The 16,318-nt window shown below is 71.2% G+C and carries 17 protein-coding genes; 3 read left to right on the top strand and 14 right to left on the bottom strand.

Going from position 1 to position 16,318, the window contains the following annotated elements; translation table 11 throughout:
• Positions 1 to 108 precede the first annotated feature (108 nt).
• Entirely contained in the window at positions 109 to 543 is a 435-nt protein-coding gene (locus AB0I60_RS30315; protein ID WP_360735681.1) for a DUF2550 domain-containing protein, read from the bottom strand.
• Positions 544 to 565: 22 nt separating this feature from the next.
• Positions 566 to 931, bottom strand: a complete 366-nt coding sequence (locus tag AB0I60_RS30310; RefSeq protein WP_360735679.1) for a F0F1 ATP synthase subunit epsilon — start codon at positions 929 to 931, stop codon at positions 566 to 568.
• 368 nt (positions 932 to 1,299) lie between these two features.
• On the opposite strand from AB0I60_RS30310, the gene AB0I60_RS30305 reads away from it, so the two are divergent.
• Positions 1,300 to 2,043: an IclR family transcriptional regulator gene (locus tag AB0I60_RS30305; protein ID WP_360735677.1), complete on the top strand. Its 744-nt coding sequence runs from the start codon at positions 1,300 to 1,302 to the stop codon at positions 2,041 to 2,043.
• A 100-nt stretch (positions 2,044 to 2,143) separates the two neighbouring features.
• Here the strand turns inward: AB0I60_RS30305 and atpD are convergent, their stop codons facing one another.
• The 10 genes from atpD to AB0I60_RS30255 form a co-directional block, all read right to left on the bottom strand.
• On the bottom strand, positions 2,144 to 3,580 hold the full coding sequence (gene atpD, locus AB0I60_RS30300) for a F0F1 ATP synthase subunit beta (RefSeq protein WP_360735675.1): 1,437 nt from the start codon (positions 3,578 to 3,580) through the stop codon (positions 2,144 to 2,146).
• The gene (locus AB0I60_RS30295) at positions 3,573 to 4,484 is read right to left on the bottom strand and encodes a F0F1 ATP synthase subunit gamma (protein WP_360735673.1); all 912 of its coding nucleotides are present in this window, start codon (positions 4,482 to 4,484) and stop codon (positions 3,573 to 3,575) included. Before AB0I60_RS30295 ends, atpD begins: the two co-directional genes overlap by 8 nt.
• A gap of 7 nt (positions 4,485 to 4,491) precedes the next feature.
• Positions 4,492 to 6,138, bottom strand: a complete 1,647-nt coding sequence (gene atpA / locus AB0I60_RS30290; RefSeq protein WP_360735671.1) for a F0F1 ATP synthase subunit alpha — start codon at positions 6,136 to 6,138, stop codon at positions 4,492 to 4,494.
• Between the two features lie 61 nt (positions 6,139 to 6,199).
• On the bottom strand, positions 6,200 to 7,027 hold the full coding sequence (locus AB0I60_RS30285; RefSeq protein ID WP_360735669.1) for a F0F1 ATP synthase subunit delta: 828 nt from the start codon (positions 7,025 to 7,027) through the stop codon (positions 6,200 to 6,202).
• 10 nt (positions 7,028 to 7,037) lie between these two features.
• Positions 7,038 to 7,586, bottom strand: a complete 549-nt coding sequence (locus AB0I60_RS30280) for a F0F1 ATP synthase subunit B (RefSeq protein ID WP_360735667.1) — start codon at positions 7,584 to 7,586, stop codon at positions 7,038 to 7,040.
• Positions 7,587 to 7,614: 28 nt separating this feature from the next.
• Positions 7,615 to 7,869 carry a hypothetical protein gene (locus tag AB0I60_RS30275; RefSeq protein ID WP_015104697.1) on the bottom strand — a complete coding sequence of 85 codons (255 nt, stop codon included), beginning with the start codon at positions 7,867 to 7,869 and terminating at the stop codon, positions 7,615 to 7,617.
• A gap of 58 nt (positions 7,870 to 7,927) precedes the next feature.
• Complete coding sequence (atpB, locus tag AB0I60_RS30270) at positions 7,928 to 8,707, bottom strand: F0F1 ATP synthase subunit A (protein ID WP_360735664.1); 780 nt, start codon at positions 8,705 to 8,707, stop codon at positions 7,928 to 7,930.
• Positions 8,708 to 8,859: 152 nt separating this feature from the next.
• Complete coding sequence (locus AB0I60_RS30265) at positions 8,860 to 9,297, bottom strand: hypothetical protein (RefSeq protein ID WP_360735662.1); 438 nt, start codon at positions 9,295 to 9,297, stop codon at positions 8,860 to 8,862.
• A gap of 322 nt (positions 9,298 to 9,619) precedes the next feature.
• Complete coding sequence (locus AB0I60_RS30260; RefSeq protein WP_360735660.1) at positions 9,620 to 10,786, bottom strand: MraY family glycosyltransferase; 1,167 nt, start codon at positions 10,784 to 10,786, stop codon at positions 9,620 to 9,622.
• A gap of 70 nt (positions 10,787 to 10,856) precedes the next feature.
• Complete coding sequence (locus AB0I60_RS30255; protein ID WP_360735658.1) at positions 10,857 to 11,507, bottom strand: L-threonylcarbamoyladenylate synthase; 651 nt, start codon at positions 11,505 to 11,507, stop codon at positions 10,857 to 10,859.
• Positions 11,508 to 11,636: 129 nt separating this feature from the next.
• On the opposite strand from AB0I60_RS30255, the gene AB0I60_RS30250 reads away from it, so the two are divergent.
• Both AB0I60_RS30250 and AB0I60_RS30245 read left to right on the top strand, forming a co-directional pair.
• Entirely contained in the window at positions 11,637 to 12,956 is a 1,320-nt protein-coding gene (locus AB0I60_RS30250) for a hypothetical protein (protein ID WP_360735656.1), read from the top strand.
• 60 nt (positions 12,957 to 13,016) lie between these two features.
• Positions 13,017 to 14,009, top strand: coding sequence for a DUF916 domain-containing protein (locus tag AB0I60_RS30245; protein WP_360735654.1), 993 nt, complete (start codon positions 13,017 to 13,019; stop codon positions 14,007 to 14,009).
• A 189-nt stretch (positions 14,010 to 14,198) separates the two neighbouring features.
• On the opposite strand, the gene AB0I60_RS30240 is transcribed toward AB0I60_RS30245, so the two are convergent.
• Positions 14,199 to 15,248 (bottom strand): HtaA domain-containing protein, encoded by a 1,050-nt coding sequence (locus AB0I60_RS30240; protein ID WP_360735652.1) that lies wholly within the window; start codon positions 15,246 to 15,248, stop codon positions 14,199 to 14,201.
• Positions 15,245 to 16,291, bottom strand: a complete 1,047-nt coding sequence (locus AB0I60_RS30235; protein WP_360735650.1) for a hypothetical protein — start codon at positions 16,289 to 16,291, stop codon at positions 15,245 to 15,247. Before AB0I60_RS30235 ends, AB0I60_RS30240 begins: the two co-directional genes overlap by 4 nt.
• Positions 16,292 to 16,318 lie beyond the last annotated feature (27 nt).

The following is a 16,318-nucleotide window of genomic DNA, read 5'->3' as shown; positions in this document are numbered from 1 at the left end:
AGGGTGGTTGTCTCCCGACCGGGCCACACGGGGATGACACGACGACCCACGCACTTCCGTCATCCTTGGCGGCTCGCCCGTCCGGCGAGGACTCTTTTGCTTTTTCGCTCAAGAGGCCCAGGGAATGGACCGCCCAGGAGGCGCCGACTCCAGCCACGACAGGAACCCGGTCAACGCGTCCGGCCCCATGGCGATCTCCACGACCTCGCCCTTGGCCCCCCGGCAGCGCAGCACCACGGCTCCGGTCGGCATCGCGTACGTCTCCGAGGCCGTCGGCTCGCGCCGGTCGTCGATCTCGAAGCCGTCGCGGTCGATCACGCGGTCCGGGCCCGTGCTCAGGCTCAGGACCCGCGTCCACACGAACGTGTCCCCCCGGTAGTACCCGACGCCGAGGTGCCATCCCCGACCACTCACGTCGAGCCTCGACCGAAGGGCCACGTGCACCCCTCCAGCGCGCAGCAGGCGGATCCTGCGCCACGCGAAGTACGCGAGGAGCACCACCGCCACGAACAGGACCACCCCGACCACTTCGGCGATCCCCACGGCGTTTGTCCGCTCGTCCGCGTCAGGCCGAATGCCCTGCGGCACGGAGCCGCGCGATGGCCCTGGCGCGCTCCACGTCGTCCGCGTTGTTCAGCGCCGACCGCGCCTCGTCCACGTCGATCTCGTTGGCCAGCTCGGCGGCCTCGGCGAGGATGCTCACGCCGTCGCCCGTCACCGACAGGAACCCGCCGTGCACGGCGGCGGTCACCAACTCGTTGTCCACCGTGCGGATCCGGACCACGCCGCCCTCGACCAACTGGCCCAGCACGGGCTCGTGGCCGGGCAGGATGCCGATCTCACCCTCGGTCGTCTGCGCGACCACCGAGGTGGCGGTGCCGGACCACAGGCGGCGTTCCACCGCGACGAGCTGGACGGTCATCTCGGCCACGCGCATCTCCCTTGTCTCACGGTGGAGTCCTGTGCAGTCTAAACGGTCGCCCTCGGGCAGCGCCGCCCCAGCCACCCTCAGCCGCAACCGGGCCGGGGTACCACCCGCCTGGCGGTCGCTCCAACGGTCGTCGCCACCCCCGCGCCGGTCGCGGCGACCACGACGAACCCAAACAAACCCAAGGATAGGCGACACCACCGGTGACACCGCCCCCACCCGGAAGTGGACACCTCTACTCCCGCTCACACCAGCCGGATCACGCACCTCCCACCACCCCGCACCAGCCCCGATCCCCCACAACCGTCCAGAGAGGACAACCCACCCGAGCCAGGTGGTCCGAGCCGCCCCGCAGGGACCAGACTGGTCGGGTGCCACCGCCCAAGTCCCTCCTCGGCCGGGCTTTCACGCTGCTCGCCGTGTTCACCGCCGACCGCCCGTCGGCCACGCTCTCCGAGCTGAGCCGCCACTCCGGCCTGCCGCTGAGCACCACGCACCGACTGGTCCGGGAGCTGGTCGCGTGGCGGGCGCTCGAACGGGACCAGGACGGCCGCTTCACCATCGGCCTGCGGCTGTGGGAGCTGGGCGTGCTCTCCCCCGGCGCGCTGGACCTGCGGGACCGCGCGCTGCCCTACCTCGAAGACCTCTTCGAGGTCACCCACCACAACGTGCAGCTCGCCATCCGCGACGACCTGGAGGTCGTCTACGTCGAGCGCCTGGCCGCCAAGGACGCGGTGAGCGTGCTGACCAGGATGGGTTCCCGGATGCCCCTGCACGCGACCGGCGTCGGCCTGGTGCTGCTCGCGCACGCGCCGCACGACGTCCAGGAGCGCGCGGTCGACGCGCCGCTCAAGCGGTACACCAAGCACACCATCGGCACGTCCAAGGCGCTGCGCGAGACCCTGGCCGCCGTCCGCCGCGACGGCTACGCGATCGCCGACCGCCAGATCGAGCCGATCACCTACTCCGTGGCGGCCCCGGTGCGCGGTCCGGACGGCGACGTCGTGGCGGCGGTCTCCGTGGTCGTCCCGGTGGAGACCCGGACCGACACCGTGCTACCCGCTGTACGGGCCTGTGGCCGCGCCATCTCCCGCTCCCTCGGCTGGCACCCCTGACCCCCCACCCCACCCCCACAACCCCCACACCCACAGCAAAAAGCCCGCTCGACCACAGAGGCCGAACGGGCTTATCGCAAACCGCAAACCAACCGGGAACTTACTTGCCGGCCAGCTTCTTGGCGTTGGCCTCGACGTCGTCGAGCCCGCCGCAGGAGAAGAACGCCTGCTCGGGGAAGTGGTCGAACTCGCCCTTGCACACGCGGTCGAACGCCTCGATCGTGTCCTTGATCGGCACGAACGAGCCCTTCTGGCCGGTGAACTTCTCCGCGACCAGGAAGTTCTGGCCGAGGAAGCGCTCCAGGCGACGGGCGCGGCCGACGAGGACCTTGTCCTCCTCGGACAGCTCGTCCATGCCGAGGATGGCGATGATGTCCTGCAGTTCCTTGTACTTCTGCAGGATCCGCTTGACCTCCTGCGCGACCCGGTAGTGCTCCTCGCCCACGATGGAGGGCTCCAGGATCCGGGACGACGAGGACAGCGGGTCCACCGCCGGGTAGATGCCCTTCTGGGAGATCGGACGGGAGAGTTCCGTCGTCGCGTCCAGGTGGGCGAACGTGGTCGCCGGGGCGGGGTCGGTGTAGTCGTCCGCCGGCACGTAGATGGCCTGCAGCGAGGTGATCGACTTGCCCCGGGTCGAGGTGATGCGCTCCTGGAGCTCACCCATCTCGTCGGCCAGCGTCGGCTGGTAGCCCACGGCCGACGGCATCCGGCCCAGCAGGGTGGACACCTCGGAGCCGGCCTGGGTGAACCGGAAGATGTTGTCGATGAACAGCAGCACGTCCTGGTTCTGGACGTCGCGGAAGTACTCCGCCATGGTCAGCGCCGACAGCGCGACGCGCATCCGCGTGCCGGGCGGCTCGTCCATCTGGCCGAAGACGAGCGCGGTGTCGCCGAGCACGCCCATCTCCTCCATCTCCAGGAGGAGGTCGGTGCCCTCACGGGTGCGCTCGCCGACGCCGGCGAACACCGACGTGCCGGAGAACTCGCGGGCGATACGGGTGATCATCTCCTGGATGAGCACCGTCTTGCCCACGCCCGCGCCGCCGAACAGGCCGATCTTGCCGCCCTTGACGTACGGGGTCAGCAGGTCGATGACCTTGATGCCCGTTTCCAGGATCTCGGTCTTGCCCTCCAGCTGGTCGAACGCGGGGGCCTTGCGGTGGATGCCCCACTGCTCGCCGTCGCGGCCGAGGCCGGGGACGTCCAGGCACTCGCCCAGCGCGTTGAACACGTGGCCCTTGACGACGTCGCCGACCGGCACGCTGATGGCGCGGCCCGTGTCGTTCACGGTCGCACCGCGCACGAGGCCGTCGGTCGGCTGCATCGAGATGGTGCGGACCAGGTTGTCGCCCAGGTGCTGGGCGACCTCCAGGGTCAGCGTCTTGGCCACCGCTTCGAAGGTGATCTCGACGTGCAGGGCGTTGAACAGCTCGGGCACCGCGTCGCGCGGGAACTCCACGTCGACGACGGCACCGATCACCCGGACCACACGGCCGGTGCGGGTGGTGGTGGCAGTAGCACTCATGTCACTCATCACTTCCTGCGCCCCCGGTAAGCGCGGAGGCGCCACCGACGATCTCGCTGATCTCCTGGGTGATCTGGGCCTGGCGGGCCGAGTTCGCCGCACGGCTGAGGTTGCGGACCAGCTCGGTCGCGTTGTCCGTCGCCGCCTTCATCGCGGTCCGCCGGGCCGCCGACTCCGAAGCCGCCGCGTCCAGCAGAGCCGAGAACAGCCGGGTCTTGACGTACTTGGGCAGCAGCGCGCCCAGCAGCGTCTCGGCGTTCGGCTCGAAGGAGTACACCGACTGGAGCTTCGGCTTGGACTCCTCGTACTCGATCTCCATCGGCGCGATGCGCTTCGCGGTCGGCTGCTGGCTCAGCATCGACTTGAACTCGGTGTAGACGACGTGGAGCTCGTCGACACCCTGGCCGCCGTTCTCGGTGCCCTCGAGGAAGGCCGGGACCAGCGTGTCACCCGCTTCCGCCGCGTTGACGTAGTGCGGGAGCTGCGAGAAGCCGCTCCACTCGCCGGCGATGTCCCGGCGGCGGAACCGGTAGTAGCTCGCGCCCTTGCGGCCGATGACGTAGAGCACCGGCTCCTTGCCCTCGGACCGCAGCAGCGCCAGCAGCTCCTCGGCCGCCTTGAGCACGTTGGCGTTGTAGCCGCCGCACATGCCCTTGTCGCTGGTGACGACCAGGACGCCGGCCCGCTTCGGGGTCTTGCGCTCGGTCAGCAGCGGGTGGTCGAGGTTGGCCGACGCGCTCGCCAGGGCGGAGAGCACACCGGTGATCTCCTCGGCGTACGGCTTCGACGCCGCGACGCGGGTCTGCGCCTTGGCGAGCCGCGAGGTGGCGATGAGCTCGTACGCCTTGGTGATCTTCTTGGTCGAGTTGACCGTGCGGATCCGTTGGCGCAGCTCTCGAATCTGTGCCGCCATGCCTACGTCACTTCTCGGTCGGAGCGGGTCGGTTGACCTTGACCGACTCGTGTCCGACCTTGTCGGCGTCCATCGCGTCCGCCGGTGCCTCGTTCACAACCGTGGCGCCGGTCGAAGCGGTGAACTGCTGCTTGAACGCGTTGACAGCGTCCACGATGCCCTTTTCGGTGTCTTCCGACAACTTCTTGGACTCGCGGATGCTGGACAGGATCACGTCGTGGCTGCGGCGCACGTGGTCGAGGAAGTCGGCCTCGAACCGGCGCACGTCACCGACCGGCACGGAGTCGTAGTGCCCGTTGGTGCCGAGGTAGATGGAGACGACCTGCTCCTCCATCGGGACCGGCGAGTACTGGGCCTGCTTGAGCAGCTCGACCAGCCGCGCGCCCCGGTCGAGCTGGGCCCGCGAGGCGGCGTCCAGGTCCGAGGCGAAGGCGGAGAACGCCTCCAGCTCGCGGAACTGGGACAGGTCGAGGCGCAGCGAGCCGGCGACCGTCTTCATCGCCTTGGTCTGCGCGGCACCACCGACGCGGGACACCGAGATGCCCACGTTGACGGCCGGGCGCACGCCGGCGTTGAACAGGTCCGACTCCAGGAAGCACTGGCCGTCGGTGATGGAGATGACGTTGGTCGGGATGTAGGCCGACACGTCGTTGGCCTTGGTCTCGATGATCGGCAGGCCGGTCATCGAGCCCGCGCCCATCTCGTCGGAGAGCTTGGCGCAGCGCTCCAGCAGGCGCGAGTGCAAGTAGAAGACGTCGCCCGGGTACGCCTCGCGGCCCGGCGGGCGGCGCAGCAGCAGCGAGATGGCGCGGTACGCCTCGGCCTGCTTGGTCAGGTCGTCGAAGATGATCAGGACGTGCTTGCCCTGGTACATCCAGTGCTGGCCGATGGCCGAGCCGGTGTACGGGGCGAGCCACTTGAAGCCGGCCGAGTCGGACGCGGGGGCGGCGACGATGGTGGTGTACTCCAGCGCGCCCGCCTCCTCCAGCGCGGTCTTGACGCCCGCGATGGTGGAGCCCTTCTGGCCGACGGCGACGTACACGCAGCGCACCTGCTGCTGCGGGTCGCCCGACTCCCACGCCTTCTTCTGGTTGATGATCGTGTCGATGCAGACCGCGGTCTTGCCGGTCTTGCGGTCGCCGATGATGAGCTGGCGCTGGCCGCGACCGATCGGGGTCATCGAGTCGATGGCCTTGATGCCGGTCTGCATCGGCTCGCCCACCGGCTGGCGCTGGAGCACGGACGCCGCCTGGAGCTCCAGGGCGCGGTTGTCGTCGGCCACGATGTCACCGAGGCCGTCGATCGGCTGGCCGAGCGGGTTCACCACGCGGCCGAGGAAGCCGTCGCCGACCGGCACGGAGAGCACCTGGCCGGTCCGCTTGACCTCCTGGCCCTCTTCGATCTTGTCGAAGTCACCGAGGATGACCGCGCCGATCTCGCGCACTTCCAGGTTCAGGGCCACGCCGAGCACGCCGCCGGGGAACTCCAGCAGCTCGTTGGTCATGGTGCCGGGCAGACCCTCGACGATGGCGATGCCGTCGTAGGTCTCCGCGACGACGCCGACCTCTTCCCGGCTGACTTCCGGGGAGTAGGTCGAGACGTACTTCTCGATCGCACTGCGGATCTCGTCCGACGAGATCGTCAGCTCCGCCATGTCGTTCCTGCTCTCACTTCGTTTATGAGGAAAGGGGCTTGTGGGCCGCGGTTCCGGGTGGTCAGCCGGCGAGGTCGCGGCGCAGTGCCGCCAGCCGACCGGCAACGCTTCCGTCGATGACCTCGTCACCGATCTTGATCAGCAGGCCGCCGCGCAGCGTGGGGTCGACCTCCACGTGCAGGGCGACCGGCCTGGAGTAGATCCGGGTCAGCGTCGCCTCGAGGCGGTCGAGCTGCGCCGCGTCCAGCTCCACGGCGGAGCGGATGTAGGCCACCGAGCGCTCCCGGCGCTTGGCCGCCAGCGACGCCAGGTCGGCCAGGCCGCCCACGACGCCCTGGCCCCGGGGCTCCCGGACGAGCTGCTCGACCAGGACCTTGGTCGTGTCGTCCACCTTGCCCGCGACGAGGCCGTCGACCAGCGCGACCTTGCCGTCGGCGTCGGCCGCCGGGTCGGTCAGCGCCAGCTCCAGCTCGTAGTTGCCGGCGATGATCCGCCCGAGGCGGAACAGCTCGTCCTCGACCGCGTCGAGCTTGCCGTCCCGCTCGGCCCGCACCAGCAGCGTGGTGCGGGCCAGTGACTCGACGCCGTCGACCAGCTCGCGCGGGCTGGACCAGCGGGCGGTGACGACCGTGGCCAGGACCTGGAGCGCGTCGCCGGAGACCTTGTCGCCGAGCAGGCCCCGCAGGAGCTGCTCGCGGCTCGCGGGCTCGGCCGACGACTCGGCCAGGGCCCGGCGCAGCGAGGGCTGCGCGGACAGCAGGCCGACGACCGCGAACAGCTCCGCACCCACCTTGCCCAGGGCGGCGCTGTCTGCGGCACCGTCGACGATCTCCAGCAGCCGCAGCTCGGCGGCGGCCAGCGCGTCACGGCTGGCGGCGTGCAGCGTCATCGGCGTTCCCTCACTTGGCGGCCGGAGCCGACGTGTTGTCCAGCTCGGAGAGGAACCGGTCGACGGTGCCCCGGCGGCGCACCTCGTCCTCCAGCGACTCGCCGACCACCCGGTCGGCCAGGTCGATGGCGAGCTTGCCGAGTTCGCCGCGCAGCTCCGCGACGATCTGGGCGCGCTGGGTCTCCAGCTGGGTCTGGCCCTGCGCGACGATCCGCGAGGACTCCTCCTGCGCCTTGGCCCGCAGCTCGCTGATGATCTGCTCGCCCTCGATGCGGGCGTCGTCACGGATGCGAGCGGCTTCGGCCCGCGCGTCGGCGAGCTGGGCCTTGTACTCCTCGAGCTTCTGCTGGGCTTCCGCCTGCGCCTGCTCGGCCTTCTCGATGCCGCCCTCGATCTTGGCGGCACGTTCCGCGTACAACGTCTCGAAGCGCGGCGACACGAACTTCTTGATGACGAAGAAGAGCAGCAGGAACGCGATCAGGCCGATGATGATCTCGGACGTGTGCGGGACGACGGGGTTGATGTCCTCGCCCCCCGCCGCCAGGATGAGGGTCTTCATCACAACTCCTAATGCGCGGTGAGGACGATCAGGCGTTGCTGGCGAGGAAGTACACGACGAAGCCGAGCAGCGCGAGGACCTCGACGATGGCGAAGGTCGTCCAGGCGAGGCTCAGCAGCACGCCGCGGGCCTCGGGCTGGCGGGCGGTGCCGTTGATGACCGAGGAGAAGATCAGACCAACGCCGATGCCGGGGCCGATGGCCGCGAGGCCGTAGCCGATCGCGGCGAGACCCGCGTTGTTGACGGTCTTGACGGCATCCTGAGCAAGAACGATAGCGCTCACTTGTGCTGTTCCCTTTCACTTCGGTCCGCGAAGGCTCGCGGATCGGAGGCTTGTTTTCTCAGTGCTCTTCCGCCAGCGCCGCGCCGATGTAGTTGGCGGACAACAGGGCGAAGATGTAGGCCTGGAGGACCATGATCAGCGCTTCGAGGAACGTCAGCGCGATGGCGAAGAGGAAGGCGATCGGCGCGACCACGACCGTGACCCCGCCGTTCAGCAGCAGGAACTCACCGGCGAGGGTGAACACCAGCAGCAGGAGGTGACCCGCGAACATCGCCGCGAAGACTCGGATGGCGAGCGTCAGCGGGTTCAGCAGGAACTTCTGGAAGAACTCGATCGGGATCAGCAGGATGAGCACGAACCACGGCGCACCGGGCGGCATGGTCGAGTGCTTCAGGTAACCGACGAAACCGTGGCGCTTGAAACCGACGTAGTGGTACACCGGGTAGATGACCAGGACCGAGACGGCGAGCGGGAAGCCGATGTGCGACATCGTCGGGAACTGGATGAACGGGATGAGCCCGTACAGGTTGTTCACCAGGACGAAGGTGAAGACCGTGAGGATCAGCGGGACGAACGGCTTGAAGTCCTTGCCGCCGATCTGCTCACGGGCGATGGAGTTGCGACCGATGTCGTAGACCGACTCGGCGGCGAACTGGAACTTGCCGGGAACGAGCTTCAGGTTGCGGGTCGCGACGATGAAGAACGTCCCGATGATGATGACCGACAGCACCAGCAGGACCATGGGCTTGTCGACCGACCCGAAGATCGCCGGGGGGAAGAAGTCCTTCACACCGGGCGCGACGAACTCGCCACCCGAGGCCAGCACCAACGAGGTCACTGTGTTCCTTCCGGTTCTCCCGGCCGGCGTTCACTCCGCCGGGGGAATCGTCACGATCGGGACAAACGTACCTTACGCACCGCACGCGCCCGCGAGAGGCACCCCTACCGACCTGGGGCGTCCCGTCCTCGCGCACCGTACCAGCCGGTAGATCAGGTGGTGCCGGGGGTGGGGATGATCACCTGACTGCGACTGCGCTTGGAAGCGCGGACCTCCATGAAGGTCGCCACGACGATGGTCGCGGCCATGGTCAGCGCGAGCGCGTTCACGTGCAGCACCGGGAACTTCTGGAGCAGCACCATCACCACCACGAGCAGGACCAGCTTGCCCAGGAAGCCGCCGAACGCGGCGATCATGATGAACTGCACGGGCAGCGCCGCGGTCTTGTGCATCAACCCGAGCGTGATCAGCGAGCACGCGATGGCCAGCGCGCCGCCGATGAGCGCCGCGACCAGGCCGGGGACGCCGGCCAGCACGGTCCAGACCACCGCCCCGACGGCGACGGTCGCCAGGGCCGCCCAGATGAGGCCCCGGAACATCTCGCCCGCGAGCCGCTGGACGACTTTCTCGTGAGTCCACTCCTGGCTCATGTCACCCCTCCCCACTGGTCGCAACCGAGTGTAAGTGGGGCTCGGGTGACACCTCTCGCTCGGGGTGCGGAAAGCGTTACTACGCCGTGGCCAGGACCGCCACCCGGCGGCGCGACGGCCGCCGTTCAGATCACCGAGCGTGACCGCCCGGTGGCCGCCGGCGCACCCCGCGCTCCGGCGTCCGGCGGTGCCGGAGGGGCGTCCGGCGGCAGCGGCGGCACCCGGCCGGAGTCATTTCCGCTCCACGCCGGAGCCGGCGCGACCACCCCGGGCGCCACCGGCCGGTCCCGGACCACCGCCCGGCGGCGGTCGGGTGCGGCGGTCAGGTGCGGCGCATCTCGCGCAGCCTCGGCACGGCCGAGACCAGCAGCGCGAGCAGCAGGCCGGCCGCCAGGCACCACATCACGACGGTCGCGTCGAACAGGGTCAGCGACACCGTGCCGAACGCCAGCACGCCGGCCCACAGGTAGATCAGCAGCACCGCGCGGCGCTGGGAGTGGCCGATCTCCAGCAGCCGGTGGTGCAGGTGCATCTTGTCGGCGGAGAACGGGCTCTCGCCGCGCCGGGTGCGGCGCACCACCGCCATCAGCAGGTCCAGCACCGGCACGAACAGCACCGCCGCGACCACCAGCAGCGGGGACAGCAGGCCGAGCAGGTCGATGGTCTCGATGGACTGGAACGAGCCGTAGTTGAGCTTGCCGGACGCGGAGGTGACGGCGGCGGCGAGCATCAGGCCGATCAGCATCGACCCGGAGTCGCCCATGAAGATCCGGGCCGGGTTGAAGTTGTGCGGCAGGAAGCCCAGGCACGCGCCGGCCAGCGTGGCGGCGATCAGCGCGGGCGGGTAGGAACCGACGTCGCCGCCGTTCTTGGCCAGCACGCCGATGCAGAACGCGCAGGTGGCCGCGGCGGCGATCAGGCCGATGCCGGCGGCCAGCCCGTCCAGGCCGTCCACGAAGTTCATCGCGTTGACCATCGTCACGGCGAGCAGCACGGTGAGCAGCGCGCCCTGGTTCTGGTCGAGCACGAGCAGCGAACCGCGCCCGTCCCCGTCGCCCCAGGGCACCCAGAACACCAGCCACTGCAAGCCGAACAGCACGAGGATGCCCGCCGAGGTCACCTGGCCGGCGAGTTTCGTCAGCGAGTCCAGCTCGAACCGGTCGTCCAGCACGCCGACCAGGACGATCACGCCGCCGCCGGCGATGACGGCCCACGGGTCGTAGGAGAAGTCGAACGCCGCGCGCAGCACGGGGAGCTGGTGCGCGAGCCCCATGCCGCCCAGGACGCCGCCGTACATGGCGAGGCCGCCCATCCTCGGCATGGGCTTGACGTGCACGTCGCGCTGGCGCGGGTAGGCGACCGCGCCGATCCGGAACGCGAGCGCCCGGACCAGGCCGACGAGCAGGAAGGTGACCACGGCGGCGGTCAGCGCGACGAGCAGGTACTCCCGGACCGGGAGGACGGAAGAGGTGTCGGGCAACGGGCCCACTGGTGCTAGCCCCTCGGGGATGGGGTTTCGGACACTGCGGGTGCCACGCTACTCCGATCGGCAAGATCCACTAGCCGGCGACCTCGACTTCGATGCCGAGCACCTCGCGCACGTCGGCCAGCGGCACCGCGCCCTCGCGCAGCACGAGCGGGTCGGGTCCGGTCAGGTCGACGATGGTGGACGCCACGTTCTCCGTGCACGGCCCGCCGTCGAGGTAGACGCCGACGTCCTCGCCGAGCTGGTCCCACGCCTCCTGCGCGGTGCCGGCGGGCGGGAACCCGGACTTGTTGGCGCTGGAGACGGCCATCGGGCCGACGTCGCGCAGCAGTTCGAGGGCGACCGGGTGCAGCGGCATCCGCAGCATCACCGTGCCCCGGGTGTGCCCGAGGTCCCAGGCCAGCGACGGCGCGTGCTGGAGGACCAGGGACAGGCCGCCGGGCCAGAACGCCTCGATCAGCGCGCGGGCCTGGCGCGGCACGGACAGCACGAGGCCGTCGATCGTGGTCCACGAGCCGACCAGCACGGGCACCGGCATGTCGGGGCCGCGCCCCTTGGCCTCGAGCAGGTAGCGGACGGCCTTCGCGTCGAACGCGTCGCAGCCGATCCCGTAGACGGTGTCGGTGGGCAGGACCACCAGGCGCCCGGACCGCACCGCGCCGGCGGCGGCGGCGAGACCGGCGGTCCGGTCGGCGGGGACGGCGCAGTCGTAGAGCGTGCTCACGCAGTGATCCTGGCACAACCGGTCGGACCGGAGCGGCGGAGGTCACAGCCGATCACCCGTCCCCGACTCCTTGTCCGGCGAACCGACCTGTAACTAAGGTTAGCCTCACCTAACTCAGGAGGTTCGGGAATGACAAGACCCAGGGTTTTCGGCGCCTGCCTCGCGGCGGGCGTCGCGGCGGCGCTGTGCGCGCTGCCCGCCCAGGCCCAGGCCGCCGGGCAGACCGTCGAGGACGCCACCTTCGTGTGGGGCCTCAACGGCTACGCGCAGGTCGGCATCTTCGGTCCGTGGAGTTACAAGGACCTCACCGGCAACGTCACCCAGCTCGTCGGCTCGGTCTCCGGCGGCTCCCAGGCCGAGTACGCCGTCACGCCCAAGCCGGGTACGTCCATGCCGGTGTCCTCGCCGCAGAAGACCCCGAACGCGGTGAAGTTCACCGCCGGCACCGGCACCGTCGACCCGGCCACCGGCGCGGGCAGCCTGTCGTGGACCGGCAGCTACACGGTCAACGCCTACCCCCCGCAGTTCAACGCGCCCAACGAGATCTACGAGGACCCGCAGCTCACCGTGCACGCCGACGGCTCGGGCTCGCTCTCCGTCGAGTTCCGCCTCGGCGCGGGCGTCGACATGGGCGGCAACCCCACCGCGCCGCAGGACTTCGGCCGGCTCACCCTGCTCACCTTCGACGCGGGCTCGGTCGCGGGGCTCTCCGCCTCCGGTTACCGGGTCACCCCGGACTACCAGGGCGTCGAGGTCGACTTCGCGGACGGCGGCGCGCAGACCCGCGCGTGCGGCACGGACGGCGGCGCGACCGGCTGGTGGGGCTCCTGGCCCGCCGAGTTCGTCAAGGCGGTCCCCGCGTCGGTCCGGCCGCACTTCTACTCCACCGGCTGCGGGGGCAACCAGGACTACAAGCCGCCGCTGCCGTTCGACGTCGGCTACACGGCGTCCACCGCGCCGTCCGGGACCTCCCAGGAGGTCGAGGTGACCGTGCCGGAGGCCCCGCAGCAGCCCGGCGAGTTCGTGTGGACCGTCGACGGCGGCAACACCCTGGTCGACCTGGGCACCGCGACCAAGGCCGGCGACCACTACCGGGCCACCGGCTCGATCAACCCGGTGCGGGTGACCGACACCCGGCTGGGCGCACCGGCCTGGTCGGTCTCCGCGCAGGTGAGCGACTTCACCGCCGGGGCCACGTCGTTCGCGGGCAAGAACCTGGGCTGGACGCCGGCGGTCACCGAGAACACCGGTGGCGCGGTCGCGGGCGCGGCCGTGGCGTCCGGGTTCGACCGGGGCCCCGGCCTGTCCGCGCCGGCCACGCTCGGCAGCGCCGCCTCGGGCCACGCGTCCGGCTCGGCGAAGCTGGGCGCGGAGCTGGAGCTGAAGGTGCCGTCGAGCGTCGGGGCGGGCAGGTACTCCGCCACCCTCACCCTGACCGCGCTGAGCTGACCTGACCACCGAGGGGCGCCGTCCACCGGGCGGCGCCCCCTTCCCAGGTCGGAGGCGACCATGCTCCGGGTACTGACCGCGCTCGTGACCGGTGCGCTGGTGGTGCTGCTCTTGGCGGCACCCCCGGCGTCCGGGCAGGACGACATCACGTGGGGGGTGCGGCCCGCCGACAACGCCCTCGGCGCGGGGCGCGCGAACTTCGGGTACACCGCCGTGCCGGGCGCGGCGATCTCCGACGAGCTGCTGGTGACCAACCACGAGACCCGGTCGCTGACGTTCCGGGTGTACGCGGCGGACGCGTTCACCACCTCGTCCGGGCAGCTCGACCTGCTGCCCGCCGGGAAGCCGTCGGCCCACGTGGGGACGTGGGTGCGGTTCGCCGCCGAGGAGGTGACCGTCCCGGCCGGCCAGGCGCTGGCCGTGCCGTTCACGCTGTCCGTCCCGGCCGGCACCACGCCCGGCGACCACAGCGGCGGCGTGGTGACGTCGTTGGCGGTCGCGGACAACGGCGTCGGCATCACCGTGGACCGGCGGCTGGGCGCGCGGATGCACGTCCGGGTCGGCGGCGACCTCGTGCCCCGCTTGGAGGTCCGGGACCTGCGGGTGTCGTTCGACGGGTCGGCGAACCCCTTCGCGCGCGGGGTAGCGAAGGTCTCGTACACCGTGGCGAACGTCGGCAACACCCGGCTGACCGCCGGGCAGCGCGTGCGGGTGGAGGGCCTGTTCGGCTGGTTCGGGCAGGACGCCGAGGTGGCCGCGCTGCCCGAGCTGCTGCCCGGGGAGGGCGCGACGCGCGAGGTCTCGGTGCCGTCCTGGCCCGCCGGGCGCGTGTCGGCGACGGTCGAGGTGACCGGTGCCGTGCCCGGCGGTGCCGGGGTGGACCCGGTGGCGGACTCGGACTGGGACCTGGCCGTGCCGTGGGCGGCGGTGATCGCCGCACTGGTGGTGCTGTGCCTGGCGCTGGCCCTGCGCGCCCGGACGAGGTCCCGCAAGGCGGCCGAGGAGGAGCGCATCGCCGCCGCCGTCGCCGAGGCCCTCAAGCGCTCCGAGTAGCGGGCACCGGTCCCCCGGTCCGGGGCGCTCCCGTGCGGGGCGCTCCGGACCGGGGTGTTTGCGGTTCGGGTGCTCCGGGCTGAGGCGTTTCGGGTTCGGGTGCTCCGGGCTGGGGTGCCTGGGGGAGAGGGGGTGCCGCACTCGCCGGGAGTGGTCACCGGCAAGCGCGGCCGGAGTGCGTGGCACGGGTCAGGTGCGGCGGGGGCGGTGGACCGCGAGGAGCACGGCCGTTCCCGCCAGCAGCACCGAGATCCCGAGCCACAGCACGTGTTCGACGTCGGCCCCGGTGTTCGCCAGGGGCCGGTACTGGAGCGGGGGCACCAGCGCGTTCGCCCGGACCGCCGGCGGCGGGGTGCCGGCGGGCGCGGGCGGCGGGGGTTCGGGCAGGTCCGCGCAGTCGGCCGCAGCCGTGAGCGCGACCTGGTCGAGCTCGGCACCGGCCTGGTAGAAGCCGGCGAACGCCTCCGCGCTGGTCAACGACGCGGGCACGGCCGACCAGGTGAGGCTGCCCGGCGCGGGCGTCGTGGTGCCGGCGGTCGGGCGCAGCGTGGCCAGGTCGACGTCCGGGAGGTTCTTCGACCCGGTCGGCGCACCCGGCTGGGCCTTCAGCTCGACGTCGGCGCGCAGCGTCGCCGTGTCGCCGTCGCGGCGCACCTCCGGGTCGCCGAGCACCAGCGTGAAGAAGTGCGCGGGGTAGGAGAACGCGACCTTCCCCCGGTAGTGCAGGGTGAAGTCGGTCGGGCTCCGGTACTCGGCGCGACCGAGCGCGAACCGGTAGGCACCGGTGGGGATGCCCGCCGGGTTCGGCACGCCGTCGCGCACCACCTCGTCCACGGCGGTGACCACCGCGCCGTCGGACGCGGTGATGGCGTTGCCGGCGGTGGTGCCCACGTACTGGCGGAAGCTCTTCTTGAAGCCCCACAGCAGATCGCCCCGGGTCGCGGTCTCCGAGGTGAGTTCGCACGACGCAGACCCGGTCGTGGTCGGCTGGGCGGCTTGCTCCTGCGCCGTGGTCGCCTGCGCCGCGCTCTGTCGCGCGGTGCCGGGTCGTGCGGTCGTCGTTTGTGCGGTGGTTGTTTGTGCGGTGGTTGTTTGTGCGGTGGTTGTTTGTGCGGTGGTTGTTTGTGCGGTGGTTGTTTGTGCGGTGGTTGTTTGTGCGGTGGTCGTCTGCTGCGCCCATGCGGGCGGGGTGACCGCCGCCAGGAGCGCGCCTGCCGCTGCCACACCTGCGAGCCTCATGCCGTCCTCCTCCGCTTCAGCAGCACCACGACCGCACCCACGACGACCAGCCCGGCCGCGATCCCGCCCACCAGGGTCCAGTCCGGCCCACCCGGTTCGGGTTGCGCGCCCGCCGCCACCGCCGTCGTCGCCACGACGGGCGGGTCGACGGTCAGGTCCACGCCGCCGCCGGCACCGGAGGTCGTCCCGGTGAACGCCAACCGGTGCACCCCGGCGAGCACCGACGACGGGATCGAGGCGGTGTAGGCGACGGCCCCGGCCTGGTCGGCGGTCACCGGCGGCAGGAAGACCGACCCCAGGGCCACCTGCACCTGCTCGCCGGCCGCGAACCCGGAGCCGGTCACCGCCGTGCTCTCCCCCGCCGGCAGCGCCGTGCGCGCCGCGTTCACCACGGCCGGCGCGGCGGCCGGCCGCACCGGGGCGTCCACGGTGGTCCCGGCGGTCGGCGGGGCCTGGGTCGGCTGCTGTGGCTGCCCCTGCTGCTGTCCCTGCGGCACGGCGAAGCGGACGGGGGTGAACGTCTCGTTGTTCGGGTTCACCACGCCGTGCGCGCCGATGGTGATCACGCCGCACTGCGCGGTGGTGCAGTCGACCTGGGTGGTGTTCCCGGAGCGGTCCACCGCCGCGAACCTCGCGCCGGGGATGACCAGCCGGGCGCTCCACGAGCCGTCCGGGGCGATGGTGCCGCCGTTGGCGCTGCTCGCGGTGTCGCTGCCGGGGAACGCCACGAAGCGCTGGAAACCGTTGTTGTCCTTGGCTTCGCTGTCCTGCACGTAGCGGTAGTCCGCGCCGACCTGTCCGCCCCGGCTCGGCTGCCAGGTGCCCCCGACCCAGCCGAAGAGGACGTAGATCCCGCCGTGCGCGTTGGGCACCGACTGGAACCCGGTGCCGCGCAGGTCGACGGCCGTGGCGTACTCGGGGTCGGCGGTGGCGACGGACAGCTCCACCCGGCCCGCCGCCGACGCCGGCGCGGGCAGCGCCACCAAGGCCGCCACCGCCAACCCGACCGCGCCCACCCCGCCGACCGCCCTGCGGGCCGCCACTCGGGACCCCGGTGCGGGTCCGTCGGG

It is taken from the genome of Actinosynnema sp. NPDC050436 (genome assembly GCF_040655415.1).
Taxonomy (GTDB): Bacteria; Actinomycetota; Actinomycetes; order Mycobacteriales; family Pseudonocardiaceae; genus Actinosynnema.
This window is presented reverse-complemented; position numbering and strand designations above follow the sequence as displayed.

Bases quoted from the DNA above. Each gene is read 5' to 3' on its own strand.
- atpD (WP_360735675.1), bottom strand. From the start codon at position 3,580: ATGAGTGACATGAGTGCTACTGCCACCACCACCCGCACCGGCCGTGTG.
- AB0I60_RS30295 (WP_360735673.1), bottom strand. From the start codon at position 4,484: ATGGCGGCACAGATTCGAGAGCTGCGCCAACGGATCCGCACGGTCAAC.
- atpA (WP_360735671.1), bottom strand. From the start codon at position 6,138: ATGGCGGAGCTGACGATCTCGTCGGACGAGATCCGCAGTGCGATCGAG.
- AB0I60_RS30285 (WP_360735669.1), bottom strand. From the start codon at position 7,027: ATGACGCTGCACGCCGCCAGCCGTGACGCGCTGGCCGCCGCCGAGCTG.
- AB0I60_RS30280 (WP_360735667.1), bottom strand. From the start codon at position 7,586: ATGAAGACCCTCATCCTGGCGGCGGGGGGCGAGGACATCAACCCCGTC.
- AB0I60_RS30265 (WP_360735662.1), bottom strand. From the start codon at position 9,297: ATGAGCCAGGAGTGGACTCACGAGAAAGTCGTCCAGCGGCTCGCGGGC.
- AB0I60_RS30250 (WP_360735656.1), top strand. From the start codon at position 11,637: ATGACAAGACCCAGGGTTTTCGGCGCCTGCCTCGCGGCGGGCGTCGCG.
- AB0I60_RS30245 (WP_360735654.1), top strand. From the start codon at position 13,017: ATGCTCCGGGTACTGACCGCGCTCGTGACCGGTGCGCTGGTGGTGCTG.
- AB0I60_RS30240 (WP_360735652.1), bottom strand. From the start codon at position 15,248: ATGAGGCTCGCAGGTGTGGCAGCGGCAGGCGCGCTCCTGGCGGCGGTC.